21 protein-coding genes and 1 pseudogene are annotated in these 25,038 nt (G+C 68.7%); 10 read left to right on the forward strand and 12 right to left on the reverse strand.

What is annotated here, in order from left to right:
• Nucleotides 1-760: 760 nt before the first annotated feature.
• Nucleotides 761-1,372, reverse strand: coding sequence for a class I SAM-dependent methyltransferase (locus ACWDLG_RS23510; RefSeq protein WP_449923124.1), 612 nt, complete (start codon nucleotides 1,370-1,372; stop codon nucleotides 761-763).
• A gap of 514 nt (nucleotides 1,373-1,886) precedes the next feature.
• Here ACWDLG_RS23510 and ACWDLG_RS23515 point away from each other — a divergent pair.
• The gene (locus ACWDLG_RS23515; protein WP_449923907.1) at nucleotides 1,887-2,624 is read left to right on the forward strand and encodes a VOC family protein; all 738 of its coding nucleotides are present in this window, start codon (nucleotides 1,887-1,889) and stop codon (nucleotides 2,622-2,624) included.
• Between the two features lie 542 nt (nucleotides 2,625-3,166).
• Here ACWDLG_RS23515 and ACWDLG_RS23520 read toward each other — a convergent pair.
• On the reverse strand, nucleotides 3,167-3,706 hold the full coding sequence (locus tag ACWDLG_RS23520; RefSeq protein ID WP_449923127.1) for a hypothetical protein: 540 nt from the start codon (nucleotides 3,704-3,706) through the stop codon (nucleotides 3,167-3,169).
• An 828-nt stretch (nucleotides 3,707-4,534) separates the two neighbouring features.
• Entirely contained in the window at nucleotides 4,535-5,578 is a 1,044-nt protein-coding gene (locus ACWDLG_RS23525; protein ID WP_449923129.1) for a PKD domain-containing protein, read from the reverse strand.
• Nucleotides 5,579-6,328: 750 nt separating this feature from the next.
• On the opposite strand from ACWDLG_RS23525, the gene ACWDLG_RS23530 reads away from it, so the two are divergent.
• Together ACWDLG_RS23530 and ACWDLG_RS23535 are read left to right on the forward strand one after the other, a co-directional pair.
• Nucleotides 6,329-7,813 carry a UDP-N-acetylmuramoyl-L-alanyl-D-glutamate--2,6-diaminopimelate ligase gene (locus tag ACWDLG_RS23530; RefSeq protein WP_449923132.1) on the forward strand — a complete coding sequence of 495 codons (1,485 nt, stop codon included), beginning with the start codon at nucleotides 6,329-6,331 and terminating at the stop codon, nucleotides 7,811-7,813.
• An 83-nt stretch (nucleotides 7,814-7,896) separates the two neighbouring features.
• Nucleotides 7,897-8,427, forward strand: a complete 531-nt coding sequence (locus ACWDLG_RS23535; protein WP_449923135.1) for a site-specific integrase — start codon at nucleotides 7,897-7,899, stop codon at nucleotides 8,425-8,427.
• Between the two features lie 56 nt (nucleotides 8,428-8,483).
• Here the strand turns inward: ACWDLG_RS23535 and ACWDLG_RS23540 are convergent, their stop codons facing one another.
• Nucleotides 8,484-9,083, reverse strand: a complete 600-nt coding sequence (locus ACWDLG_RS23540) for a TetR/AcrR family transcriptional regulator (protein WP_449923138.1) — start codon at nucleotides 9,081-9,083, stop codon at nucleotides 8,484-8,486.
• A 177-nt stretch (nucleotides 9,084-9,260) separates the two neighbouring features.
• On the opposite strand from ACWDLG_RS23540, the gene ACWDLG_RS23545 reads away from it, so the two are divergent.
• A complete protein-coding gene (locus ACWDLG_RS23545; protein ID WP_449923140.1) occupies nucleotides 9,261-10,439 on the forward strand; it encodes a YbfB/YjiJ family MFS transporter in 1,179 nt (392 codons plus the stop codon).
• Nucleotides 10,440-10,488: 49 nt separating this feature from the next.
• Nucleotides 10,489-11,163 (forward strand): alpha/beta fold hydrolase, encoded by a 675-nt coding sequence (locus ACWDLG_RS23550; protein ID WP_449923143.1) that lies wholly within the window; start codon nucleotides 10,489-10,491, stop codon nucleotides 11,161-11,163.
• Between the two features lie 206 nt (nucleotides 11,164-11,369).
• On the opposite strand, the gene ACWDLG_RS23555 is transcribed toward ACWDLG_RS23550, so the two are convergent.
• The 4 genes from ACWDLG_RS23555 to ACWDLG_RS23570 all read right to left on the reverse strand — a co-directional run bounded on the left by ACWDLG_RS23555 (nucleotide 11,370) and on the right by ACWDLG_RS23570 (nucleotide 14,268).
• Complete coding sequence (locus tag ACWDLG_RS23555; RefSeq protein WP_449923146.1) at nucleotides 11,370-11,531, reverse strand: hypothetical protein; 162 nt, start codon at nucleotides 11,529-11,531, stop codon at nucleotides 11,370-11,372.
• A gap of 8 nt (nucleotides 11,532-11,539) precedes the next feature.
• Nucleotides 11,540-12,094: a DinB family protein gene (locus ACWDLG_RS23560; RefSeq protein ID WP_449923148.1), complete on the reverse strand. Its 555-nt coding sequence runs from the start codon at nucleotides 12,092-12,094 to the stop codon at nucleotides 11,540-11,542.
• A gap of 68 nt (nucleotides 12,095-12,162) precedes the next feature.
• Nucleotides 12,163-12,789 (reverse strand): site-specific integrase, encoded by a 627-nt coding sequence (locus tag ACWDLG_RS23565; protein WP_449923151.1) that lies wholly within the window; start codon nucleotides 12,787-12,789, stop codon nucleotides 12,163-12,165.
• Nucleotides 12,790-13,449: 660 nt separating this feature from the next.
• The gene (locus ACWDLG_RS23570) at nucleotides 13,450-14,268 is read right to left on the reverse strand and encodes an MBL fold metallo-hydrolase (protein ID WP_449923153.1); all 819 of its coding nucleotides are present in this window, start codon (nucleotides 14,266-14,268) and stop codon (nucleotides 13,450-13,452) included.
• A gap of 112 nt (nucleotides 14,269-14,380) precedes the next feature.
• Between ACWDLG_RS23570 and ACWDLG_RS23575 the strand changes: the two genes are divergently transcribed.
• A complete protein-coding gene (locus ACWDLG_RS23575; RefSeq protein ID WP_449923156.1) occupies nucleotides 14,381-14,989 on the forward strand; it encodes a helix-turn-helix domain-containing protein in 609 nt (202 codons plus the stop codon).
• Between the two features lie 119 nt (nucleotides 14,990-15,108).
• On the opposite strand, the gene ACWDLG_RS23580 is transcribed toward ACWDLG_RS23575, so the two are convergent.
• Together ACWDLG_RS23580 and ACWDLG_RS23585 are read right to left on the reverse strand one after the other, a co-directional pair.
• Nucleotides 15,109-15,390 carry a recombinase family protein gene (locus tag ACWDLG_RS23580; RefSeq protein WP_449923159.1) on the reverse strand — a complete coding sequence of 94 codons (282 nt, stop codon included), beginning with the start codon at nucleotides 15,388-15,390 and terminating at the stop codon, nucleotides 15,109-15,111.
• 132 nt (nucleotides 15,391-15,522) lie between these two features.
• Nucleotides 15,523-16,179 (reverse strand): TetR/AcrR family transcriptional regulator, encoded by a 657-nt coding sequence (locus ACWDLG_RS23585; RefSeq protein ID WP_449923162.1) that lies wholly within the window; start codon nucleotides 16,177-16,179, stop codon nucleotides 15,523-15,525.
• A gap of 20 nt (nucleotides 16,180-16,199) precedes the next feature.
• On the opposite strand from ACWDLG_RS23585, the gene ACWDLG_RS23590 reads away from it, so the two are divergent.
• Nucleotides 16,200-17,027 (forward strand): class I SAM-dependent methyltransferase, encoded by an 828-nt coding sequence (locus ACWDLG_RS23590; RefSeq protein ID WP_449923164.1) that lies wholly within the window; start codon nucleotides 16,200-16,202, stop codon nucleotides 17,025-17,027.
• Nucleotides 17,028-17,286: 259 nt separating this feature from the next.
• On the opposite strand, the pseudogene ACWDLG_RS23595 reads toward ACWDLG_RS23590, so the two are convergent.
• A pseudogene (locus ACWDLG_RS23595) lies at nucleotides 17,287-20,197 on the reverse strand (Tn3 family transposase); the annotation flags it as partial.
• Between the two features lie 749 nt (nucleotides 20,198-20,946).
• Here ACWDLG_RS23595 and ACWDLG_RS23600 point away from each other — a divergent pair.
• The 3 genes from ACWDLG_RS23600 (at nucleotide 20,947) to ACWDLG_RS23610 (ending at nucleotide 23,911) form a co-directional block, all read left to right on the forward strand.
• Nucleotides 20,947-21,492, forward strand: a complete 546-nt coding sequence (locus ACWDLG_RS23600) for a TetR/AcrR family transcriptional regulator (RefSeq protein WP_449923166.1) — start codon at nucleotides 20,947-20,949, stop codon at nucleotides 21,490-21,492.
• A 54-nt stretch (nucleotides 21,493-21,546) separates the two neighbouring features.
• Nucleotides 21,547-22,743 (forward strand): MFS transporter, encoded by a 1,197-nt coding sequence (locus tag ACWDLG_RS23605; RefSeq protein WP_449923169.1) that lies wholly within the window; start codon nucleotides 21,547-21,549, stop codon nucleotides 22,741-22,743.
• Nucleotides 22,744-23,230: 487 nt separating this feature from the next.
• A complete protein-coding gene (locus tag ACWDLG_RS23610) occupies nucleotides 23,231-23,911 on the forward strand; it encodes a helix-turn-helix domain-containing protein (RefSeq protein ID WP_449923172.1) in 681 nt (226 codons plus the stop codon).
• A gap of 374 nt (nucleotides 23,912-24,285) precedes the next feature.
• On the opposite strand, the gene ACWDLG_RS23615 is transcribed toward ACWDLG_RS23610, so the two are convergent.
• Complete coding sequence (locus ACWDLG_RS23615) at nucleotides 24,286-25,002, reverse strand: TetR/AcrR family transcriptional regulator (RefSeq protein WP_449923174.1); 717 nt, start codon at nucleotides 25,000-25,002, stop codon at nucleotides 24,286-24,288.
• Nucleotides 25,003-25,038 lie beyond the last annotated feature (36 nt).

The following is a 25,038-nucleotide window of genomic DNA, read 5'->3' on the forward strand; positions in this document are numbered from 1 at the left end:
ACCTGACGCCGCGCAGGTCGAACGCCGTCAGCTCCTCGCGCGAGAACACCCTTCGGGTCGGGTTCCGCCGGTTGGCCGGCAGCGGGATGCCGCATCCTGTCACATCGGGCTCCTCGAATCGCCAGGAGTCGCCGCGTGGCGGCATCGGGATGGACACGATCGAGCGGTCGGCCCCGGCCCGCGTCTCGAGGAGAAGCGGGTGCGCGGGGGACGTGCGAGGCCACCGGCTCGCCGGGGCGCCCAGGTGGGAAGCACGCCAGGACTCGCGTCAGCCCACTTCACCCCGCCACGTCGTGTCATCCGGCCATTGTAGGGAGACCGCTGCCCGTCCAGGCGCGCGTACGATGCCCGGCTGGCTGGAGGACAGATCGCCCATCAGCCCGCGCCGAAGCGGTCCGCGCCTTCTGCGGTCAGCTCGGCCAAAGGTTCACTGTGGAGGTGCGGCCGCACTGGTGGAATGCGGGCGACCAACGCAGATCGACTGGGAGGTGAGCGAGGACGGTCACCCCACGCGCGAGGAGGTGGCCGCCCACCGCGGCACCCGCACGCACGTCGACCACATCACCCTGTCCACGCGGGTGGGCGAGATGATCGGTGGGTGCGCCAGTCCCTGCGCTCGCCGTGCTGCTGCGCCGCAACGGACAGCCCGCTTCTCACCGTGGCGCTGTGGGACGCGGTCACCAGCCCGCCCCGATCCGCCGGCCCGGCAGCCACCGTTGTCATGCCTGCTCCACTGGTCTGCCAGATGCCGCTTCTTTCGCTACGAACGGCCCTCCCGCTCGGGCGGCGTGGCCACGATCGGGCGTCGGCAGACGTACGTGCGCGCGGGCGGCAGGTTGCGCCAGACGGTTCTGGTCGTCAGCACCTCGTCGAAGGCCGCGCCCAGCCGCCCGCGGAACCGCCTGCCTGGGCCGAAACGGGTGCCGGTCAGATAGGCGATCGTGGCGAAGCTGCCGCCGGGCGCCAGGACGCGCGAGACCGCCTCGAGGATGCGCCCCTGAGCTCGTTCCGGGATGAGCGTCCACGGCAGCGCGCTCACCACGGCGTCCACCTCGCCCTCGCCGATGCGTGAACCCAGATCGGCGGCGTCCATGTGCAGCACCTCCAACCACGGACGGGTCTCCGCCAGATGATCGACCATCGCGGGGTCGGTCTCCACCGCCACGAACCGCGCATGGGCCGGTAGCCGCGATCTGATCAGCCCGCTGATCACACCGGTCCCTGGACCCAGCTCCAGCACGGTCGGCGCGCCCCGCTTCGGCACCACCTCGACCAGTTGCGCGGCCAGCGTTTCCGAAGTGGGGGCGAACGCGCCGATCACCAAGGGCCTGCTCACAGCCGCCTTCAGGAAGACGCCAAGATCAGATCGCATGCTTCGACGCTAGTGACGCGGCGGTCCGGCCGACTCCTGCCTGGCGGCGATCTCTTGTCTCCGCCCACGAGCCGGGGCCCGGCGGCCGACAGGCCGGACCTGTCCTCCTGCGGGAGGACCCACTCACGCCTACGGTAGGCCGCCCGTCCTACCCGATGTACTCGATGGTGAGCTGCGCAGCCGACGTGTGATCGGGCTTGTCCCGGTCGGCGAGGACCACCAGAATCTCGGCCCGGGCCGGCGGCTGGTGCTCACGCCACCGCACCCGGCTACGAGTGGACCACCAGCCCGCACCGCCCGCGATGCTCTTGTCATCGGAATCAGCTGACCACCCCGCTGACTTCAGGAACCGGCGCCGGCCCCATTCCGGTGAAGCGCATTCCTGCTCGCGTGAGACCTGGCTCCACCCGCTCGGGTCTGGGACTGGCCACCTCTCCCCTATCCAGGCGACGAACCCGCGTTGAGCGGCTGGATGCGGACAAGGGCTCATCTACCTGGCCATATGATCGGCGGCATGGCATTGAGACTCGTTCAGGTGAACTTCAAGGCTCGGGACGACTCGGCGCTCGGCCGGTTCTGGGCGGAGGCGCTCGGTTGGGGTGTTTCCAGCGAGGGGCCCGGCGTGACCAACCTCGAGCCCGAGGGCTTGGTCTGGCCGGACCCCGCCGGCTTCTACATCGATGTCGTGACCGTCCCGGACCCCGAAACGGTGAAGTACCGCGTACACATCGAACTCGCCACCACCTCTGCGGCCCATCAGGCCGAGTTGGTCGCGCGCCTCCAGGATCTCGGCGCTACGCCCGCCGATGTGGGTCAGGGCGACGTGCCGTGGACGGTTCTGGCCGACCCGGAGGGCAACGTGTTCTGCGTGCTGGAGCCTCGGGAGATCTACCGGGACACCGGGCCGATCGCCGCGGTGGTGGTCGACTGCGCGGACCCCCGGGCCATGGCCCGGTTCTGGGGCGAGGCGGTGAACTGGACCCTGCACGAGATGACCGACGATCATGCGGTGCTGCGCTCCGCCGAGGGCGTCGGGCCGTATCTGGAGCTTCGCCGCGCCTCCGACGGGACGACCGTGTGGAATCGCGTCCATCTCGACCTGCTGCCGTACCCCGTTGACGACAAGGAGGCGGAGGTGGCCCGGCTGCGGGCTCTGGGCGCCACCAGCGCCGACGTCGGCCAGGGCGAAGTGTCGTGGACGGTCCTCGCCGACCCGGAGGGCAACGAGTTCTGCGTTCTCGGCAAGGGCTGAAGCAGAGCTTCTTCACCTGCGGGTCGTACAACGGCTCCTCAGCGGCGTGGTCGGGCATCTTCCCGTGCAGCGAGGCCATCGCCGTCCGGTCAGCGCGGTCCTGACGGTGACCTGCGGCGAGCGGCGGCCATCCTCGGCAGCGAGGTGGGCCAAATCTCACTGACGACCATGGAGCACTGAAGATCGACAAGTGGGGTTACTTCTCGCCCGTGGAATCACCCCACCGCTGTCCCGCGTGAGGCAGCGCCGGGCGGAGAAAGAGGAGTTTCCGGATGGCCCCGGGCCGCTACAGCTTTCCATCCTGATCAAGGACGCTGCCCGGGGGCTCTCCGGTTACTTCGCCCCTGATCGCATGAACCCGAGTGGCGGGCCGGGTAGGGGCGGCGCATTACTGCGCCGCCCCTACCCGGTGAGCGCCAGCCCTGACTTGACGCCCGCCGCAGCCGGGCCGGCCGCTGGCCGAACGCCCGGCAGGGCGGGGTGCGCTCCTGACGGGGCAGGGCAAGCTATCGACTCTGGTCTACTCCTGGCTGCGACGTTGATCAGGCGTCACAGACCTGCATGATTCCATGGCCGGCGTCCACGCCCCAGCCGATTCGGCCTGACGGCCATGCAGTGCCGTCGGTGAACCAGATGTGGGACACGGGCGCGTCGCCGGGCACGTGTCCGCTGGACGCGAGCCAGGTGAATCCTGAGTATGGGTTTTCGTCGAAGACGAGGTTCACCAGGCGCTCGCCGGTCTGGCTCTCTAGCTGCCACTCCATTCTTGCGGTCGCGTAGTTGCTGGGGACGTAGAAGTAGAAGTTGCAAAAGCGCGAGGTGGTCACCGGGTAGTAGTCCACGCGGAGGCACGGGTGGTCTTCGTTCGTGGCGTTGGTCCAGTTGATCTCGACGTTCTGGTAATCGCGCGCATTGAAGTACTGCGTTGCGCCGCGGCAGCCGTCGGTGTTCGCCTCCGTTACCGTCACGTGAGGGGCGATGTAGAAGACCTGCGAAGGCTCCGCCGATGCGGGCGCGGTGATGGCGGCCGTTGCCAGGGCCGTGCTGACGACGAGGACCGCGATGCGCTGAATGGATCTCACGAGAGGAACTCCTGTCGGGGACGAGATGGTGTGCCGTGATGGCGTGAGATCACTTTCGACAGGCCGATGCCGTGTCCACCACCAGTGGACAGCGGGTGCGGACGACAACCGGACACCCACCGGGCGTGGACAGCCGTTGACCAGCGCAGAGAAGAGAGCATCGGCGAGTGTCCGAACGTGATGAGCCGGTCGCCGAGCACGGCCATGGACACCGCCTTGGGTCGGGCGAGGACCCGGTGGCCGCCTTCATCGCGCACTTACGGGTGCTGCGTCAGCGGCGGGGGCCGTCGGTGCGGGAGTTGGCGGACAGGACCCGGCGCGCCCGGATGCCGTATCCGAGGTCGGTCATCGGCCAGGCACAGGGGATCGTCTGCCCTCGAAAGGCGTGGGTTCGATCCCAGCCCTGGGGTGGAGCGCCGCGCCCAGGTCCTCGCAGCCGCCAGGACCCTTTCAACGGCGCAGCGAGAAAACCTTGTCAAGCAGACCCTCGGCGAGGGCGACAGCGCCGATGAACAGGCGGCCTCAGCCTGGAAGAGGCCTGCCCGGCTTCATGCCAATGACCGCCGCACGCTCCTGTCGGGCCGGCCCTCCCCCGCGATAGATGGTCGTGGCGGCGGTCCAGGATGTCGCTCTGGGCGGCACGGATGCAGGCACTGGCCCCCGGCCCACCCGGACACGGTCCGGAGGCCGGCGTGATGATCAAGAGGTGTGTCGGGGCTGGTTTGCGCAGTCCCGGGCACGCTCACAGCTGCTCGACGCGGCCGCCGTCCAGCCGGGCGCGGGCGTCGCTCTTCCCGTAGGGACGCGGTGGCGGGGACCGGCCGCGCGTCAGCCACACCGGTTGATGTACGGGCGGCTCTCGGAGGCGACGATGCCATCGGTGCCTGCGATCTCCAGACGCCACAGGCCGCTCTGCCCCATCGGCGCGGTCCAGGTCTTGCTGACGGTTTGACGGCCGGGCGAGTTGGAGGTGGTGAAGGTGAGGGTCTGCCAGGGGTCGCGGATCCATTCGTCGCCCTCGTCGGGCACCTGACGGGACCACGCGTAGGAGATCTCACCCAGCCCGTTGCTCTCGATGGAACCCGTGAATGAGTACCTGAAGGGCGCGCCGGTGCGGCAGTTGCCTGACAGCCAGGTCAGCTTGGTGAATTCCGCGCTCACGCAGGTCGTCCGGTAGTACAGCTGGCCGCTCTCCACCTGTGACGGGCTGGTGGTCCGGATGTATGCGGCGCCGCCGTACGGGGCGTCGGGCAGGGTGACCCGCTGGAACGGCGCGCTGACGATCTTGCTGCCGGGCTCGGTGAACACCACCTCCCGATCGCCGTCCAGGCCGGGAAGCGGCTGGCCGAAGCCATCGACCCAGCGGTAGCGGACGGCCTGGGCGGCCGGGGAGTCGATCCGCGCGTTGATCGTGTGAACCACGTCGGCGCCGCAGCGGCCGATGTAGTCGTTCGCGGGCTGGATCTGGGCAGTCTGCGGGACGGCGTCCGTGCACGACAGCTGGTAGGTGACGGTCGCCTGCGCCTGGTTGGCGCCCGTCACGGTGATGGTCCGGCTCTGCGAGCCGCTGCTGCCCGCGTAGTGGGACATGACTTCGGTCACCGTCTTGGTGCCCGCCTCGGTGAAGGTGACCGATTCAGGCCTCCGCCCCCATTGCCAGTGCGACCAGCGGTAGGAGACGGTGCCAGGACCGTTGGCGGTGACCTGCACGGTGGCGGTGAACTGCATGGACGGCGCGCAGATTCCGGTGTAGGAGGGAGGCGCGACGCCCGTCGGCGTCACCGAGACCTCCACTCCGTCGGCGGCCAGGGCTGGGACCGTACCGGCCAGCATCAGCACGATCGCCGCAAAGAGAACGCTCCACAAGCGCATGTCTCGTCCTTTCACATCAGATGACGGGAACGGATGGTGGCGGGGAGCGCTTGGGTTCCACTTGGAACGTTTGGAAGCGGCTGGAAGCGAGACGTCGTGAGGCGACACGAGCGACCTCGGCTCGAAAGCACTCCGCATCTGGACGGCTCAGGACTTACTGCGAGCACCACGCAGATGCCTGGACATGTCCAGCATTCGACCCGCTCTCCGAGCCGCTTGGTGAAAGGCGAACGCCGTGCCACGACGATGATCGGCAGGGCTGGCCGGAGCTCGCGGCGAGCAGGGATTTCTTGGTGCTGTCCTGCTCGGGCGGCCGCGCGGTCAGGCCCGCCTCCGCGGCCCGCAGCCGCGCCAAGTCCGCCCGTTCATCATGCAGGCTCTCCACCTGCTGGCGCGCCGTCGCGTGCTCGCGTGCGGCGTTCTCCCATTCGGTCTGCGCGCGGGTGAGCTGGACGGCCGCCGCGGTGCGGGGGCTGGCCGCTATGTGGACGCTGTTCCGCGTCTACAAGGCGACGTTCGGACGCCCGAGGCGCGCAGGTTCCGGGCGCTGGCGGCTGAGGCGGACTGCGCCTGGACGCGGTACTGCCTCGACGCCCGATAGCATGTGCCGCCCTCGAGGAACTGGGTGTAGGGCGCCAGCGGCTCCGGTGGCCGCCCACGCTCCACACCCTTCCGGGGCCGGCCCCGCTTCGGCGCGTTGCTCGGACGCCGGCCGGCCTGCCCGGCAGGCTGGCTCACGAAGGAGAGCTGATGAAACTGAGTGACCTACTCGCCGGCTACCCCCATGAGGTCGTGCAGGGTGAGCCGGACAAGACCGACGTGCGAGCCGGCATCGCCTACGACTCGCGGCGGATGACCGCCGGGTCGATGTACGTGGCGATGCGAGGCCGCCAGGCTGATGGGCATCAGCATGTGGCCGACGCGGTGCGTCGGGGCGCGGTCGCGGTGCTCGTGGACCAGCCGATCGAGGCCCTGCCCGAGCCGGTGTGTGTGGTGCGGGTGGCCGACACCCGCGCCGCCGTACCGCGGGTCGCCGCCCGCTACTTCGGCGAGCCCAGCCGGGAGATGGACGTGGTGGCCGTCACCGGCACCAACGGCAAGACCTCCATCTCGTACATGGTGGAGGCGGTGCTGCGGATCGCCAGCCTCGCGCGGGTGGGGGTGATCGGCACCGATGGGTACCGGATCGCCACAGAGACGATCGCAATGGACCGGACCACGCCGACCACGCCGGAGGCGGTGGACCTGCAACAGCTCCTGCGCACCATGCGGGATCGAGGTACCGGCACGGTGGTGATGGAGGCGTCCTCAATGGCGCTGGAGCTGCATAGGGTCGATCACACCGACATCGACGTGGGCGTTTTCACCAACTTGACCCCGGATCACCTGGACAATCACGGCAGCATGCAGGCGTACAAGGAGGCGAAACTCCTGCTGTTTCGGGGGCTGTGTCGGCGGGCGGTGGTCAACGCCGACGACCCGGTCAGCGCCGACATCGCCGCCCTCATGCCGGGCGCCACGACGACGTATGGACTGGAGGACGCGTCTGCGGACTTCCGCGCGACCGACCTGCTCATCGAGGCGACCGGCACCCGGTTCGTGCTGCACCACGCCGGCCGGATGCGCCCGGCGCGGGTGCCGCTGCCCGGCCGGTTCGCCGTCTCCAACGCTCTGGCCATGCTCGCCGTCTGCCACCTGCTCCGCCACGACATGGACGCCCTCGTCGCCGCCCTGGCGGAGCTGCCGCCGATCCCGGGCCGGTTCGAGACCTACCAGACGCCGGATGGGGTATCGGTGGTGGTGGACTACGCCCACAGCAGCGACTCGCTGGAGGAGGTGCTGACCACGATCCGAGGCTTCGCCGGCGGTCGGGTGATTACGGTGTTCGGCTGCGGCGGCGACCGGGATCCCAGCAAGCGCGCCCCGATGGGCGAGATCGCCGGCAAACTGTCCGACATCGTCATCGTCACCAGCGACAACCCGCGCACCGAGGACCCCGGAGCGATCATCGACCAGATCATGCCCGGCGTGGCGGCCACCGATGCCTCGGCCGTGCGGATCACCGATCGGCGCGAGGCCGTCGCCCGGGCCCTGCTGGAGGCCCAGCCCGGCGACATCGTGCTGTTGGCGGGCAAGGGCGCCGAGCCGTACCAGATCATCGGCGAGCGCAAGGCGCCGTTCGACGACATGAGCATCGTCCGCGAGCTGACCGGCGACTCCTCGCCGGCCCGGTGACCCGCGAGGGCGCCCGCGGACCTGCGCTCCGCGGGCACGTCAGGCTTGTCGTCGGTTCTTCAGCACCGTGAGGAACAACGGCTATGGCCTACTGCATCGCCGTACGACCACCTGGCGGCGCGCGAACGTGGACGGTGATCGATTCCACCTTCGCCACGGTGGGGCCAGTCGAGGAATGGCTGGAGGCCCATCGCCTGAGCTGGTCGCCCAACACGGTGCGCAGCTTCGCGACCGCGCTGTCGCAGTGGTGGACGTTCCTGCAGCACCGCGACGAAGCCGAGGGCTGGGATCGGCTTGGCGTTCCGGCGATGGCAGCCTTCGTGCGCTGGCTTCACGACGGCCGGCACCGTGAGACTGTGCCCGCCGTGCCCATGGTCGCAGCCGGGGCGGGTGGTGGGCTGTCGGTCAGCACGTTGGAGGCCCGGCTGGCCGCGGTGACCTCGTTCTACCGCTGGCAGGAGGCGGTGCATCAGGTGACCGTCACGCACCGCCTGCTCAAGGGCGTCTCCCGCCGCGCTCCTGCGCGGGGTCTGCTGGCGCACCTGGCCAGCAGACGTCCCGTGGTCGCGGCCAGGCTGGTCCGCGTGCGCCGTACGCGCCGGAGCGACCGGTGACGATGGCGATCAGGCGGGTCAGGATCTGGTCGTGGCGGTGGAGCGGCTTTGCGGCGTCAGGAGTCGTGCGGGGCGGCGGTGGCGGTCGCGAGCAGGGTGAGGGCGGCGTCGCGGGCCTGGTCGGCGGTTCCGGCCGTGCGGTGGTGTGCGGCGACGACGGTGGCGCCCTCGACCAGGATGAGCAGTTGGCGGGCGAGGGAGGCGGGGGCGGCGGCTCCGGCGCGGGTGGCGATGTCGGAGAGAAGGTCGAGGTAGCGGTCCAGGTGCCGTGCGGTGATGGCGCGCACGGTTTGGTCGTGGTGTTGGGTGGCCGCGTTCACCACGGCGCAGCCGCGGAAAGTCGGTTCGTCATGCCACTGTTGCAGGGCGTCGAAGATCGCAGCCAGCTGGTCGGCGGGGTTGTCTCCGGCCGCCGCGACGGCCGCGGCGAGCCAGTCGGACACGCGCTGGCTGCGTTTCTCCAGCATGGCCGCGACGAGGCCGTCCTTGGTGCCGAAGTGCCGGTAGAGCGTTTCCTTGGACACCCCGATGCGCGCGCACAGCTCGGCGACGCCGATGCCGTCGAGTCCGCGCTGGTACAGCAGCGGGGTGGCCGCCTGGAGGATGGCGGCGCGGGTGCGCACCGGGTCGATCGTCGTTCCCTTGGTCACTGGCACACACAGATGGTACCGCTCGGTTCGATTACTGCTAGGCTCCACAGGCCGAACCGATCGGTTCGATCTCTTGGGTGGTGTCAACATGATCATTGTTCGTCGGCGCGATCGTCGCAGTGGGGCCGCCCCGCGCAGGGCCCCCGATCGCCGGGTCCTGGCGGCCGGGTCGGTGTGGGGACGGTGAGGCCGCCGGTGTGGCAGGCGGTGCGGCTGGCCGCGGGTACCGCCTCGGCTCTCGGCCTGGCCCGCTTCGCCTATGGTTTGCTCCTGCCGGCCATGCGCGATGATCTTCGCTGGAGTCTGACCCAGGCCGGCGTGATGAGCGCCGCCAACGGGCTCGGCTACCTGTTCGGCGCGCTGGTGACCGCCGCCCTGGTCCGGCGGATGGGCAGCGCGGCCGCTTTCCGCTGGAGCATGGTGCTGACCGCGGTGGCGCTGGTGGTCACCGCGGTCAGCGGCCACTATCCGGCGCTGCTGGCCGCCAGGGCCGCGGCGGGCGTGACGGGGGCGGTGGTGTTCATCACCGGCGGTGTGATCGCATCGCGGATCGCCACTCGCGCCTCCTCCGGTGCCCCCATCGTCGTCTACTTCGCCGGCACCGGGCTGGGCATCATTCTCAGCGGCGCGACCATTCCGGCACTGGGCACCCACTGGCGCATCGCCTGGGTCGGCATGGGGCTCGCCGCCGGCCTGGCGACCCTGGTGAGCTGGACGGCCGCGAGCCCTGGGGGGGAGGAGAGGGCCGTCACCGCCGGACGAGCGCGACTGCGCCCTCTGCGGCGCATGCTCCTGGCCTACCTACTGTTCGCAACCGGATACATCACCTACATCACTTTCCTGTCCGCCTACCTCGCCGAGCGCCAGGCCCCCCTCACACAGGTGACACTCATCTGGACGGCCCTGGGGACGGCGGTCGTGGCGGCACCGGCGCTGTGGAGCCGTCCCATCACCCACTGGCGCGGCGGCAGCGCGCTCGCCGCGCTGTTGGTCCTGCTCGCCGGCGGAGCGGCACTCGCCCTGGCATCCCCTGCCCCGCCCCTCGTTCTCCCGTCCGCGCTCGTCTATGGCGCGACGTTCATGAGTGTGCCCGCCGCCGTCACCGCGCTGGTCAAGGCGGAAACCCCACCCGCCGACTGGACGGCCACGCTGGCGGCCTTCACCACCGTGTTCGCGGTGGGCCAGACCGCCGGTCCGTGGATCGCCGGCATCCTGGCCGATCACACCTCGACCAACGCCACGCTGGCCTGGACCGCGATCCTGTGCGCCGCCGCGGCAGCGATCGCCGCCACCGTAGGCCACCACCGGTCGCCCGCGCCGCCCGCCACGGCCACCACCGCAACGCACCAAACCGGCACCTGAGATCACCCGCACGCCGGCCTTCGCCGGCCACCAGACAAGGAGAACGACAGTGACCACCTTCGTGCTGATTCCCGGCATGTGCCACGGCGGCTGGTGCTTCCACGAGCTCACCGAACAGTTGCGCTCCCGCGGGCACCGCGCATACCCCCTGACCTTGAGCGGGCTGTCCGAGCGCAGCCATCTCCTGCACGGCGGCGTGAACCTGGACACCCACATCCAGGACGTGACCGGCGTGCTGGCGGCCGAGCAACTCCTGGACGCGGTGCTGGTCGGCCACAGCTACGGCGGAATGGTGATCACCGGAGTCGCCGACCGCATGCCCGAGCGCGTCAGATCACTGGTCTACCTGGACGCCGTCGTACCAGGCGACGGCGAATCCATGTGGAACCTGGTCTCCGACAACGAACGGCAGTGGTACCTGGAGGTCACCGAGACCGGCAACGCGGTCCGTCCGATGCCGTTCTTCGACCCGCGAGCCACACCCCACCCCCTTGCCTCCCTGCTCCAGCCACTGCGCGTCACCAGCAGCCCCACCCACAGCCGCCGCGACGTCTACGTGTATGCGGCAGGATGGCCGACCCCATCACCGTTCACCACCACCTACCAGCGGCTACGCCAGGACCCCGCGTGGACCACCCACGCGCTCGACAGCGGGCACAACCTCATGCGCGACGCCCCACAGGACCTGCTGAAGATCCTGCTCGAAGCCGGCGAAACCAGCTGACCCACCGATCTCGGCTACCCGACCGGACTACAGGCCAGTCCTCTACATCATCCTCGTCAACCCCGAGCGGGGCACCCGCCACCATCTGACGACGTCTCGTACCTCGGCTACCTGGCCGAGTTCGCTCATAGTGGGCGATGGCCTCCCCACGCGGGGTCGGGTTGCCGTCCCGCTGGATCATGCGCATCACGCCGTAGGCGCGGATCTCACCGGTGTAGATCGACACCACGACACGCAGGGATGTCGCTCCAGTGCCGCTTGATCTTTTCCAGGCCGATCTTCCCGCGGGCGAACCGGGACAGGCTCCCGTAGGCGGCGTCCTGGATGCGCCAGCCCTTCTGATCGGAGAGATCGACAAGGTCGCCCACCGCCGAAATCAGACGCCTTCGCGCAGGTACAGGTCGCGCAGCAGGCCGATCTCGCCGCCGTGATGTGTGACCTCTTTCAGAGCGTGCAGCGCGAGCTTCAGATAGGTCTCATCGGCCCAACCGCCGGGGCCCATGCCTATCGGCGCCAACAGGCGCTTGTCGCCGAGGGCTGCGATCCGGGAGATGAAGTGCTCCCAGTCCTCGGCGAGCGCCTGGATGCCCTCTTTGGCGGTGCCCGGCCACACATCGCGGTCGCCGTAGTCGGGAACGTCGTCGAAGAGGTAGATCACGTAGCCTCGCAGGCAGAGGTTGCCGATGTGCCAGATGCGCCAGGCGATCGTCGTGACGGGGTCCGGCGCCTCCGGACTCGATTCCGGAAAGAGCGTGGCGACGCGGAAGACGCCGTCGTCGCCGGGGCGGATGCCGATGCAGTCGCCGACCGGCTCCCAGTGGTACTCGGCGTCGGTCAGGCCCTCCAGGCGGCCGAACAGCTGGTAGCGCACGTTTTCGAAGGTCGCGAGAATGTCCCGCGTGACGGGGTCGGGCACGATCATGTCAGCCATGTCAACTCCAGGGCTCGGTGGTTTCGGGTCGGTCGGGATGATCAGGGTCGACGGGTTGGCCGACTCGGTCACGTGCCGCCGCCTCGGCGTGTGTCGCCGGGTGCGAGCAGGCTGGTGAGTTCGGCGATGGCGTCCGGCGACGGCTTGAAGTAGCGGCGGACGTTCTCCGCCTTCTTGTGCCGCGACTTGGCCATCAACATCAGCAGGCTCGCCCCCTGCTCTCCGAGGTGGGTCAGCCCGGAGTGCCGGAACTCGTGCAGATCCCAGCCTGTGCCCGCCCCGTGCAGCGCGGTGTGCTCGTCCAGCAGGGCGCGGGCCTGGCCGTACGACAGCCGGGCCAGCCCGGAATCCGGGCACACGTCCCGCGACGAGACCACCTTGCCCGGCCCAGGGCGGCGGTGAGTGACGAACACCGGGCCGCGGGTGCGGTTCTTCAGCAGCCGCGGCAGCAGCCGGGCGGTGCCGGCGTCCCAGTACACAGGCTCCAGCACGAAATCCTCGCGGGCCTGGCTGCGGCGGGCCTTGGACTGCGTGCCTGTGGCCTTCACCAGAGCGCGGCGGCCGGCGAAGTCCACGTCCTCGATGTTCAGCGGCAGGATCTCCCCTGCCCGCGCCACGGTCTCGTACAGCATCCGGTAGAAGCACTTCTCCCGCAGGTGCACCTCGCGGCGGGCGATCAGTCGGTCGATCGCCATCTTCGAACGCGCCGGCGTCTCGGAGTCCGGCGGGGTCAAGCGCTTGGCCCAGGCCGGCACCTCCGGGCCGTCGAAGCCGCGCTCGGCGCACCAGGCGAGCCAGGACAGCACCGCCGCCCGGCGGGCGTTTCCAGGTGTTCACCGCCGTCGAGCCCCACAGCGCTTCGAGGGCCTCGCCGATCTCGTCGTCCGCGACCTGCCCGAGCGGCCGGCCCTCACCGACCCGTTCGGCGGTCTTGCCGACCCCGATCGCGTAGTTCCGCACCGTGTTCGGGTTGCCGAGCGCGTCGAGGAAGGCGTCCGCGGCGCCACGGATGGTGAGCGCCTTCCCGGCGGGCAGCTGCGCGACGGTGGCCACCGCTTCCCCCTCGCCACAGATAACAGGGCCGCTTCGCGTAGCGGCCCGGAACCGTCGCCGCAGGTCGCGATCAACGATGCCCCAGATAATAGGGCGCTATCTGCGGCAAGGCTTCAGCATCCCCCGACGCCGCCGGCGTCACCGACCGCCCACCAGGGCCGATCAAGGCTTGGCGCCGGTTTTCGTTCCGATGTTCCTCAACCCCCGTCCAGGTAGTCGAGTTCGTGGGCGGTCAGCCGGGCCAGACGAGCTTGCCCTCCTTGGCCGCCATCGCGAGCGCGGCCCGGAGCCGACAGGCTCGATCAGCCGATCGGTGGTGCGAGGTACTCCAGCGCATAACCGTCGCCGGAGGGGGTTACGCGGGCGATGCCGGGTGAGTCGAGGTGGGCGCCGGCTACGAAGTGGTGTGGTCGGGTCAGTTGTTCGAGGAGGGCCGCTCGCGCGGCGCGGGCCTGGGACTGGTTGCCGTCAAGCTCCCAGGACACCTTCGGCTGATCGAATTGGAGCGTGGGAACGTGAACGGTGTCGCCCCAGGCGAGAAGGTGGCCGGTGCCGCTCCTGACGTCGTAGACCGTGTGACCGGGTGTGTGGCCCGGTGTCGGGATCGCGGTGATCCAGTCGTTGATCGCGACCTTCTCCGACACGGGTACGACCCGGTCGCGGATCGGCTCGAGCCGCCCCGTGAACACCGAGGTGTCGCCCGCGCCGATCCACACGCGCTCGAGTTTGGCGAACGCCTCTGAACCGTCCGGCGCGATCAGGCCGCTCACGTGGTCTTCGTGCTTGTGGGTGATGGCCACATCGGTGACATGCGCGCGGTCGATTCCCGCTTCGTCGAGCGCGTCGTAGATCAATCCCATGGTGGGGTCGTGCCAGGCGTTGGACGCGCCGGTGTCGATGAGAACCGACCGCGTGCCGTCGGTGACGAAGAAGGCGTTGACCGACAGCCGCAAGTTGTCGCCGGCCAGCGGGACGGCGGCCGGCAGCTCATCGAGCGTGCGCCCATCCTCGTCGCGGAGCCGTGTCGGCGGCATGTCGATGTACCCGTCTCGCAACGAGATCACCTGCAGATCGCCGAATTCGAACGTGGCATGGTGCTGGCCACTCGAGATCAAACGCATGGAACCTCCGTCGTGTTGGGCACACATCTTGTGTCTTCGATAGAAGAGCATATCTTCTTTAGAAGAAACCCTACACTGTGGGCAGCGAAGTACCCATCGATCGAGGAGCACGGTGCTCGAGCAAGACGGAAACGCGGCCGGACCACAGCACGGTGACGACCTGGCCGGCGCGTTCGGCGGTAACGTGCGGCGACGCCGCGAGGAGGCGGGCCTGACGCTGGAGCAGCTGTCCACACAGTCGTCGGTCAGCCGGGCGATGCTGTCCAAGGTCGAACGCGGTGAGAAGAGCCCGACGATCGGCGTCGCGTCCAGGATCGCCCACGCGCTCGACGCGTCGCTCTCGGACCTGATCGGTGCGCCGGCTGCTGCCGCATCTGGTGTGGCCATTGTCATGCGCAAGAACGATCGCCCCGTTTTCCGTGACCCGGAAACCGGCTTCGAGCGGCACATGGTGTCAGCGGCCCCGGGCGCGGGAGGAGCCGAGATGGTCGTCCACTACCTCCCCGCGCAGGTCTCTACCGGACTGCTGCCCGCGTATCCGCCGGGTACGGAGAAGCAACTCGTGGTGCTCGAAGGCACCCTCACCGTCGCGATCGGCGGGATCAGCGAGACCCTGAACACAGGCGACTCCCTGTTCTTCCAGGCCGACGCGGACCACGGCTTCGCCAACCGAACGAACGCTCCCTGCGAATACATCATGGTCATCTCGCGCAGAACCTGATCGGCCGCAGCTTGCGGGGCTGGACGAAGCTGGCTAGGGCATCGCCAAACTCACGGCATTCTCCGGGAAAGCCGACTTGCGAGCATCGCCCGCCCTTCCATGGTGGCGGTGTCGATGCCCTACTCGATGACGTGCAGTCCGATACCGCGCTCGCGCAGCTCGGCACCGAGCGTCACCAGGTGCAGCACGGAGCGGGAGAGCCGGTCGAGCCGGGTGACCTTCAAGGTGTCACCCTCGCGCAGCAACTGCATGACGAGGTCGAGCTTCGGGCGGGACGCCTTCGCGCCGCTGGCGACGTCGACATGGATGTTGTCGCGGTCCACGCCGTGGCGGAGAAGCGCGTCCATCTGATGATCGGGGTTCTGGTCGGCCGTCGAGGTGCGGCAGTAGCCGATGAGCATTGTCGGAAACTACCCGAAGGGCCGTTCTCCGACGTTGATGTCCGACGCGAGTTGCCGACAGTGCCCACCTGCGGGTTCACGATCACAGACGGAAGTGTCGGCAGACGATCGTTTGCCGACACTGAGGGTTCTCTAGGCCGGTCGTCGTTGCACGGCGTCGGCGATGACCGCTGTCACGAGCTTGTTGACGACTGACGTGGTAGGTGGGCCGGGGTCGCGGTCTGCGAACAGGAGATGCCCACCGCCGACCAGGGAGAGGGTGAGTGAGTCGATATCGGCGTCGGCCGCGATGCGGCCCAGTTCACGCTCGTCGGCGAGATAAGCGGAGATCGCGGTCGTGGCCTGGGCGAGGATCGCGATGCCCCCTCCTGGTCTGGCTTGCCGCAGCCGTGTGCGCAGCTCGTCCCGGAAGGTGATGAGCGGGATGATTGCCACCGGAATCGGTCCGAACAGGGTGGTCAGTGCGCTGGTGAGGTTGTCGGCCACCGTGCCAGTTCCAGCGGACTCGCGCAGCGCCCTCGCCTGCGTCTCAAGCTGCGCGGCCCGGTCGAGCACGAGGTCGGTGAGGAAGGCGTCGAAGTCGGTGAAGTGCCGATGCAAGACGCCTTTGGCGCAGCCTGCCTCGTCGGTGACGGCCCGGCTGGTCAGCCCGTTCGGCCCGTCCCGCAGAAGCACACGTTCGGCAGCGTCGAACAGTTGCTGCCGCGCGTCGCGGAGGTGTACCCCAGTTGGCACTCGCAGATCCTCTCGTGCGGTCAGCCCGATGGCATCCGTTGCCTTAGTGGGCATGCGCCCACTAAGGTGGGCGCATGCCCACCTTACCGCGAGAACAACCAGAACCATCCCCAGCGGAGCCGTATAAGGCCCGGCGGACGGCCGAGTCGTTCGGCATGGATGCTCAGCGCTACGACCAAGCCCGGCCTGGCTACCCCGATGCGCTAGTGGCGCGGATCGTCGCAGGCAGCCCCGGGCCTGACGTGCTCGACATCGGCTGCGGCACCGGCATCGCAGCCCGACAGTTCCAAGCCGTCGGGTGCGCCGTGCTCGGCGTCGAGCCCGATGCGCGGATGGCCGACTTCGCGCGAGCCCGTGGCCTGGAGGTCGAGGTGGCGGCCTTCGAAGCCTGGCAGCCAGCCGGCCGGACGTTCGACACGGTTATCGCCGCCCAGTCGTGGCACTGGGTGGACCCGGTCGCCGGCACCGTGAAGGTCGCACGTGTGCTGCGTCCAGGGGGACGGCTGGCGATCTTCGGGCACGTGTACGAGCCGCCTGCCGAGGTGGCCGAACCGTTCGCCGCTGCCTTCCGGCGGTTGGCGCCCGACTCCCCGCTTAGCAGTCAACCGGCCCGACGCCCGCTCGACCTCTACCAGGCGGGATACGCGAAGTTCGCCGACAAGATCCGGGAGACCGAACAGTTCAACGATCCCGAACAGTGGCGATTCGACTGGGAGCAGTCCTACACGCGCGACCAATGGCTGGACCTGCTACCCACCACCGGCGGCCTCACCCAACTCCGTCCCGATCAACTGGCCGAAATACTGGACGCGGTCGGGAACGCCATCGACTCCCTGGGCGGACGCTTCACGATGAACTACACCACCCTGGCCGCGACCGCCGTGCTCGTCGGCACCTCCTGAGTCCATTCGCCAAGTCGCGGCCGACCTAGGAGTCCGCGCGGCCGTTCGATGCTCCGCCGGGCGCAAGCAGAGTGCGGCCAGGAGTTGACGGCGGGCGGGTTGCCGGTGACGACCGGGATGCCGATGGGGCCGGGATGCTTTTTCGGTGCAGTGCGCGCAGGCGGTCGATAGGCGTGCCGAGGCCGCCTCACGGTGTTGAGCGCAACGACCGTGTCGGGGTGTCGGCCGCTCGGCGGGGTCCGGGCATGGCCAAGGGCAACAGGTCGAGCCGCTTGTCCATGTCGAGGCGAAAGGTGCCGTACGGGTTGACGTTGGACCAGAACAGCGCGGTCAGGCCGCGCCGGTCCTCGGCGGTGAGCTTCTTGGCCCACTTCGGCTCCGCCAGGACCTGCTGGAGCAGCAGCGTGTTGACGTGCACGAGCGCGGACTGGAGCAGGTGCAGCGCGAGCATCGACGTCTCGGCGTGCTCCTTGTCCGGGCCGGTCAGGGCGCCGTCCTTGCCGTAGTGCAGCACAGTGTTCGCGCTGTTCCAGTTCTCCACGACCTGGAGGCCGCCGTGGATCTCGCGGCGCAGGTCGGGGCTGGCGAGGTAGTCGCACGCGAAGATCGTGCGCACGGCGCGGCCTAGCTCTTCGAGGGCCTGGTAGGTGGGGTGTTTGGGGCCGCCGCGGGTGAAGCGCCGCAGCACCTGCTCGGCCTCAGCCGTCCCCAGCCGAAGGGCGGTGGCGTACTTGACCATCTGGTCGTACTGCTGCTCGATCAGGTCCCAGCGGATCGGCCGGGTCAGCGAGCCGCCGAGCGCCGGCCAGCCGGGCGGGGCGTCGTCCGGACGGTACAGGCGGATGCTGCCGATGTTCTTCAGCCGCGGCAGCAGGCGGAAGTTGAGCAGCTCGGTGAAGGCGAATCCGACGACGCTCGCGCCGTGGGTGTCGACGTAGTTGGACTCGATCTCGGCGTCCGTGCAGTGTCGCAGCAGGCCCTCGATCATCGCTGCGACCTCGGACGACGAACAGGACTTCAGCTGGGAGTAGATGCAGACCATTCTTCTTCTCGACGTGCCAGTAGATCATCACGCCGTTGCCGCCGTAGCGGGCGTGGTACTCGGTCATGAAGTTCGAGGACCAGGACCCGAACTTCTTCGAGTCCGACGCGCACGAGGTGCCTTGTCCCCACCAGGCGGCATCCCTGGCGGCGAAGGTGCCGTTCACCAGCCGGGTGACGGCCGAGCGGAGGTTGTCGACGGTGATGAAGTGCCGGCGGACGTGCCGCAGGGCGGCCTCGGTCTCGCCGTGCTCGCCGGTCGCCACGATTGCCCGGATTCCCATGTTCGTGCCCAGGGCGAACAGAGCTAGCAGCAGGCGCCGCTGGAGGGTGGCGCGGTCAATGCGCTCGTACGCGGCGACCGAAGAGAACTCGTCGGTGAAGCCGGTGAGGAAGTCGGCGTTCTTCAGCACGTCCAGCAGGTCGAGCACGCCCCACCGTCGTACGACCTCGTCCTTGAGGGCCTGGAGGCCGGTGGGCTCGTCCAGCGGCTCCAGCTTCGGCACGGTGATCCACGACTCGCCCTTGCGGGTAGTGACCTTCACTCCGCCCGCCGAGCCGTCCGCGAGCGCCGCCGACAGCCGATTTAGGCCGTCCGTCATCCGGCGCTTCAGGCCCGTGACGAACTTCTTGGGGTCCTCGGGCTGGCGGATCGCGGCGTAGTGCACGGTGCGGGCCGACTCGAAGTCACCGGGCAGGTCGTCCTCCGGATCGCCCCACCGCCTCCCGCCCTCGACGTAGATCTCCCGGCGCCGGATCGCGTCCCGCAGCGCCACCAACACGCACAGCTCGTACGGGATGCGCTCGATACGGCCCTTGTCGTCGACAACCGCCTCGCGCCAGTCCTTGCGTACGACGCCGTCCATCGGCACCGCGTCGCCGGCGTCGTAGAAACGGGCCTTGCCGTCGACGTCGGCGTACTTCGCCAGCAGCGCGAGCGCGTCCATCACCGGCCGGTAGGCGGTGTTGTTGCACTTGAAGCCCAGCGTGTTCAGCAGCGGCGGCAGCATCTGCCGGTAATACGAACTGTACGACGAGCGCAGTGTGGTGCGGACCTTGGCCTTGAACGCCTTCTCGTTCGCCTTCGCCTCCGCGACCAGGTCGCGCAGCGTCTTCTCACCCACCACCGGGTACAGCACCGCGCGTACGGTCCGCTCCGGCCGTCCCACCGCGGCATCCGCGAGGCGGAAGAGGATGCCCTCCTTACCCCTCACCTTCTTCAGCTCCGCCGTCAGCTGCCGTTCCACCCGCCGCTCGGCACGAGCGTTGATCTTGTGGACGAGGGCAACAAGCAGTTCCACCAGGGCATCGGTGATCTCCGCCTGACGGGACGCGCACAGCGCGGCCAGCAGCGTGATCCATACGTCCTCGCCGGCATCCCGCAAGTCCGAGGGGTACATCTTGATCGCCCGTGCCCGCCACGCGGCCACCAGCTTCTCCGAACAGTCCGCGAACAGGCCCTCCGGCAACCCAAATCGCCGTACGGCGGTCAGCTTGGTGATCTCCGTCAGCAGCGAGTCCAGACCCACCGCACCGGGGTCCCGCTTCAGCGAGGCCAGTAGCGCGGTCCCGTCCTCGTTGCCCTCCGCCACCAGCTCCAGCAGGCGCCGGGCGCATACCTCCCCCAGGCGCGCGACGGTCTGCATGCAGAAGACCCGGTCCGCACGTGCCCGCGCGGCGGCCACGATCCGCTCGATACGGCCCGGGGGCTCGATGCGGTCACTGCGGCACTGCACGAGCAGGGCCTCGCGCAACCGGTCTTCCACCAGCTCCACCCGGCAGACCTCATCGGCGAGCCAGCCGGTCAGCCGCTCCTCATCGGCCCGGGTCGCCGGGCGGAACCCCAGGGCCTCGCGGATCTGCGTACGGTGGCCCTTCGCCGAGCGGGACGACAGGTCGTACTTCGCCAACTCCTCCGCCGGCACCTTGACCACGTCGGCCACGTAGTCGACCGCGGCCTGCGGGAACTCCTCCAGGAACTCGGGGAACCGGCCCTCCAGCTCGAAGAACTTCAGCATCAGCACGAACCCGAGCCGCGTCGGGCCGGACTTGTTCGCGACCAGGTTCCAGTCACTGCCCACCGGCGTCCAACACGCCACCACATCCTCGGGCGACCACTCCCTGCGCATGAACGGCCCCGCCCCTCTGTCGACTACTCGTTCGGCCTAACGAACAGGCCGGGCACGAAGCAACGGGGCGGGAAGGAGGGCCGGTGGCCACTTTGCATCGTGGGTCAGAGATAGGAGACCGGGGCCGTTTCGTAGAGCATTCGCCACAGCGCCCGCTCACGCAGCGGGATGTCGCGGCGTGACAGCAGCCGGTGGATCGTGGTCTTGGCCACTGCGCGGGTCTCGTCGGCGCTCTCCTTGCGGCGTTCGGCCTCGGCCGGGACCGACGGCGCGGCCCAGTGCTTCTTGCTCTGGCACCAGGACAGCCAGGCGGTGACGGCGGCGCGGTTGCGGTTCCAGGTCGCCGGCGCGCATCGGCCCCACAGGGTTGGCGGTGCGCGAGGTGGTCAGGAAGGCGTCGGCGGCCGCGGCGAGGCTGACGCCTCCACCGTGCAGGGCGGTGACCTTCGAGGCGGCGCTCATGCCGCCCGCCGGGCGACGTCCGGCGCGACGTACCGGATAACGTGCCAGAGTCGCGCAGCGGCCGCGCGAGTGGATCGCCTGGTTGGCGGACGGCTCTGATCGCTCATGTACGTGATAATGGATCATTATCTGGTACATGCTTCCGGCCTTGGCGTGCTCCTGGCGTACTCCGGCCACCTCCCCGCTCGATGAACGATCTCGTATTGCACCGACTGATGCAAAACAGGTAGCGTGCTCATATGGCGAGGCCGAGATCATTCGATGAGGACCGGGTCCTGGACACTGCGATGCGCACGTTCTGGGCGAACGGCTATGAGTCGACCTCGACCAGGGACCTGTGCGAGGTGCTCGGTCTCGACCGCAGCAGCGTGTACAACGCCTTCACCAACAAGCGCGAGCTGTTCAAACGCGCGTTGACCCGCTACATGGACATCACCACCGCTGACCAGCTACGCATCCTTGACAATCACGAACTGCCGGCGATCGAACGGATCCGCGCGTTGTTCGCCAAGATCCTCCAGACGGAGGCGGAGAACCGGAGCGACGGCCACGGCCTCGGCTGCCTGACCGTCAACACCACGATGGAGCTCGCCGGCCGCGACCCGGAGATCGCCCTGATGCTCGCCCGCGACACTGAGCGCCGAGTCGCCAGCCTGAGTGCGGCCATCAGGGGCGGGCAGCGCGAGGGCGACATCGGCTCCACCCGCGATCCCGCCGAACTCGCCAGGTTCGTCAACGCCGTGATCGCCGGGATCCGGGTGGCCGCTCAGGGTGGCGCCGACGACGCCACCATCGCGGCCATCGCGGCCACGGCCATGGACGCCCTGGCTTGACCTCTGCTTTTTCGTGCCCGAATTCTACACCGATTGATGCAAAAAGGAGTCCCGTTGCCCAGAGCCGTCTACGTCCTGGCCATAGGCATCTTCGCCATGGTGACCAGCGAGTTCGCCGTCGGAGGCTTGATGCCCGAGATGGCAGGCGGACTCGGCGTGACCATCTCCCAAATCGGCTATCTGATCACCGCCTTCGCGGTGGCCATGTCGGCGGGCGGGCCGCTGATGTCCGTCGCGCTGGTACGGATACGCCCGAGACCCGCACTCATGCTGCTTTTCGCGATCTTCCTGGGGGGCAATGTGCTCGCGGCGGTTGCGCCCTCGTACCCGATCATGATGGTCGCGCGCGTCATCACCGGCGTCGCCTCCCAGGCGTTCTTCGGAGTCGCCATCTCGGTGGCGGTCCAGCTGAGCCGCCCAGAGGTACGTGGCCGGGCTCTTGCCATCGTCCTGAACGGATTGATGCTCGGCACCCTGCTCGGGCTGCCACTGTCCACACTGATCGGCGGGCAGCTCGGCTGGCGCGCCGCCTTCTGGGCCGTCGGTGCCCTGACCGTCATCGCCGCACTTGCCACGATGATGGGCGTTCCCAGGCTCGGGCGTACTGACGGTGCCAACGGCAACTTCCGGCAGGAGATGGCGGTCTTCAGGAACGGCAGGCTGTGGTTGGCGCTGTCGACCAGCACCCTCATCATCGGCGCGACCTTTGCCGCCTTCAGCTATCTCAGCCCGATCCTCACCCAGGTCACCGGGTTCGCCTCGAGGTCTGTACCCCTCCTGCTCGTCGCGTACGGCGCAGCCACCGTGATCGGGAACTACATCGTCGGACGCCTGGCCGACAAGCACACCATCAGCGTCCTGCTGTCCGGGCTGATCCTCAACGCTATCTTCCTGGCCGGTTTCGCGCTGTTCGCTCACCTCAGCGTCCCCGCAGTCATTGCCATGCTGGGCGTCGGGCTGGTCGGAGTGACCATGAACCCGGCGATGGCTGTACGCATCCAGCGCGTCGGCAACCCGGGGCCGCTGGTCAATACCGTCCACGCCTCCTTCATAACCCTCGGGGTGATCATCGGCTCCTCGATCGGCGGGCTGGTCATCGACGGCTTCGACCTGCGAGCCCCCCTCTGGCTGGGCGTTGGGCTGGCCGCACTCGGGATCGCGTCTCTCCTGCCCGAGCTCAGCCGCACCAGGGCCCAGTCATCGACGGAGAGCCTCACACAGGAGCGCGTCGAAGCCGCCACCACCCACTGACGCGCCACACAAACCGCATCCACCACCCACCGAAGCGACGCACGGGCCGAACCGCACAACGGGCGGCCCGTCCGCACGAGAGCGCGGCATGCTGGGGTCTACTTGCCTGACATGGACCCTTCCTCACCACCTCCCTGCTGGAGCAGGCCCGCACCCACCCACCTGCCCTGTCGATGACCTCGACCTGCGCCTGGTCCTGGCACTCAACCACCTCATCGACATCGTCCTGGGTCGCTACCTGTGCAAGGCGCCATCGCCGACCGAGTGCGACCTCGACACCCTCATCGCCCTCGTCGCCCCGCCGTCCAGAACTACCTCACCAGCCCGCTGCCCACCGCCTCCGCCAACCAGCCCGCCAAACGGCTGCGGCCGCGCATAACTCCGTTACCGCCGGCGACTTTCGCCAGCGGAGCGGGAACACTCGGTGCGGGGCCAGTGAACGAGGCCAGCGCAGTGGTGTCATGGCCGGTCTGAAGGGGGACGGGTGATGAAAGCAGCCGCATCAGATGGTGATCCCGCCCCGCTGACGGGCTTCAGCGACGCCCAACGCCGGACGGCGATCGAGCGCTGGCGGCTGCTGCGGCCCCATCTCGAAGAGGGTGTCCCCCTTTCCCAGCTCGCCTCCTCCTGCGGAGTACCCGAGCGGACGCTGCGCCGCTGGCGCGCGGCCTACCAAACCGGCGGCCTGGCCGCTCTGGTGCGCCGTCCGCGCTCGGACCGCGGCCGGACGAAGATGCCCGAACCGTTGCGGCTACTCATCGAGGGCCTGGCGCTGCGGCCGCCCCGCAGAAGTATCGCGGTGATCCACCGGCAGGCCGCCAGCGTCGCCACCGCGCAGGGGTGGCCGATCCCCGGCTACTCCACCGTGCACGAGATCGTCCGCAACCTCGACCCGGCGCTCGTCGCGCTCGGGGTGGAGGGCACCAAACGCTACCGGGAGGTGTATGAGCTGGTGCATCGCAGGGAGGCGTCCAAGCCGAACCAGATCTGGCAGGCCGACCACACCGAGCTGGACCTGTGGGTTGTAGACCCCAAAGGCCAACCGGCCCGGCCGTGGTCCTCCGGCCCCGCCACACGGCGGGGCCGTGCCTTTGCCGGTCAAGGGATCATGTCTGGCCACGTAGCGCCAGAGAATCTCGGCCATTTATCGCCGGAATTTACAGGCTAACGATGCCTCGCAACGATCAATTCATGGCTTTGCGCTTCAGCGGGCGATTCCCGTCAGCTGGAGCGCTAAGTCACATGCGGCGATGTCCGAAGCGCGTCGCCGCGACGCTATGACTTGACGTCGGGCTCTTTGGGCGTCAGCCCCAGCTGGCGAAGCTGTGCTGGCCGCAGGGGCAGCCATCCGCCGGCGTCGAATCCGTCCCGTCTGCCTCAGTCGCCACGCGAAGATCATGATGGACGAAGCGTCAAGCATGTGCGCGAACCGTCAAAGCTCCCTAGGAACCAACCTGTCAAGGATGTCCCGGAACCACACAGTGACAGGCGAAAAAGCGATGACAGCAACAGGGCATAAGCGCCGCTCGCTCCCCGCGCCGTTCACACCCCACTGGCCCGGCAGCTTTGGGCCGGCTCGTCTACCCGGAGGTGGAGCCCGTCGAGCATGACGGTTAGAAGCTGATCACGGTGTGCGGGGGTCCGCTCCGCCGCCCAGGCGACTGAAGCGATCAGGGAGAAAAGGGCGGAGGCGTCGATATCGGGTCGGATCGTCTCTGTGTGCTGGGCTCTGGCCAGTAGTTGCGCCCCAGCGGCCTTGACGGCTTGGCAGGTGGCGTGGAGTTCGGATGTGGGGTCGGCGAGGCTCTCGACGAGGGCGTCGACCAGGCCGCGATAGGTCATGGCGTGCTCGACCGCGGCCGTCAGCCAGGTGGCCAAGGCCTGGTGCGGGGACGGGGAGGCGAGCAGCTCATCTGAGCGGGCTTTCAGGCCGCGCAGGCTTTCGCCCAGCAATGCCTCCAGCAGTGCCTGGCGGGTCGGGAAGTGCCGGTAGAGGGTCACGTTGCCGACGCCGGCGGTGCGCGCGATGTCGGCCAAGGAGGCGCCAACGCCGTGTTCGGCGAAAGCCGTCCGGGCGGTCGTCAAGAGCCGCTCGTAATTGCGTCGCGCATCTTTGCGCCCTACGGGCCGGGTCTGCGTTGATCGATCCGCCACGGGACCCTCCACACGTTTGCTAAAACGAGGAACCTCCTCATATGTTAGCTCACCGAAAGCGAGGAACTTCCTCGTTTCGTTGCGTACCATCCTGAGGAGTGCCATGACCGAACAGAGAACGCACGTGGCGACAGCGAGATC

Source organism: Nonomuraea sp. NPDC003727, assembly GCF_053586935.1.

Excerpts from the sequence above, each read along its gene's own strand:
- ACWDLG_RS23510 (WP_449923124.1), bottom strand. The coding sequence starts at position 1,372 with ATGCGATCTGATCTTGGCGTCTTCCTGAAGGCGGCTGTGAGCAGGCCC.
- ACWDLG_RS23515 (WP_449923907.1), top strand. The coding sequence starts at position 1,887 with ATGGCATTGAGACTCGTTCAGGTGAACTTCAAGGCTCGGGACGACTCG.
- ACWDLG_RS23525 (WP_449923129.1), bottom strand. The coding sequence starts at position 5,578 with ATGCGCTTGTGGAGCGTTCTCTTTGCGGCGATCGTGCTGATGCTGGCC.
- ACWDLG_RS23530 (WP_449923132.1), top strand. The coding sequence starts at position 6,329 with ATGAAACTGAGTGACCTACTCGCCGGCTACCCCCATGAGGTCGTGCAG.
- ACWDLG_RS23535 (WP_449923135.1), top strand. The coding sequence starts at position 7,897 with ATGGCCTACTGCATCGCCGTACGACCACCTGGCGGCGCGCGAACGTGG.
- ACWDLG_RS23560 (WP_449923148.1), bottom strand. The coding sequence starts at position 12,094 with ATGGCTGACATGATCGTGCCCGACCCCGTCACGCGGGACATTCTCGCG.
- ACWDLG_RS23565 (WP_449923151.1), bottom strand. The coding sequence starts at position 12,789 with ATGGCGATCGACCGACTGATCGCCCGCCGCGAGGTGCACCTGCGGGAG.
- ACWDLG_RS23570 (WP_449923153.1), bottom strand. The coding sequence starts at position 14,268 with ATGCGTTTGATCTCGAGTGGCCAGCACCATGCCACGTTCGAATTCGGC.
- ACWDLG_RS23580 (WP_449923159.1), bottom strand. The coding sequence starts at position 15,390 with ATGCTCATCGGCTACTGCCGCACCTCGACGGCCGACCAGAACCCCGAT.
- ACWDLG_RS23585 (WP_449923162.1), bottom strand. The coding sequence starts at position 16,179 with ATGCCCACTAAGGCAACGGATGCCATCGGGCTGACCGCACGAGAGGAT.
- ACWDLG_RS23590 (WP_449923164.1), top strand. The coding sequence starts at position 16,200 with ATGCCCACCTTACCGCGAGAACAACCAGAACCATCCCCAGCGGAGCCG.
- ACWDLG_RS23600 (WP_449923166.1), top strand. The coding sequence starts at position 20,947 with ATGCGCACGTTCTGGGCGAACGGCTATGAGTCGACCTCGACCAGGGAC.
- ACWDLG_RS23610 (WP_449923172.1), top strand. The coding sequence starts at position 23,231 with ATGAAAGCAGCCGCATCAGATGGTGATCCCGCCCCGCTGACGGGCTTC.
- ACWDLG_RS23615 (WP_449923174.1), bottom strand. The coding sequence starts at position 25,002 with ATGGCACTCCTCAGGATGGTACGCAACGAAACGAGGAAGTTCCTCGCT.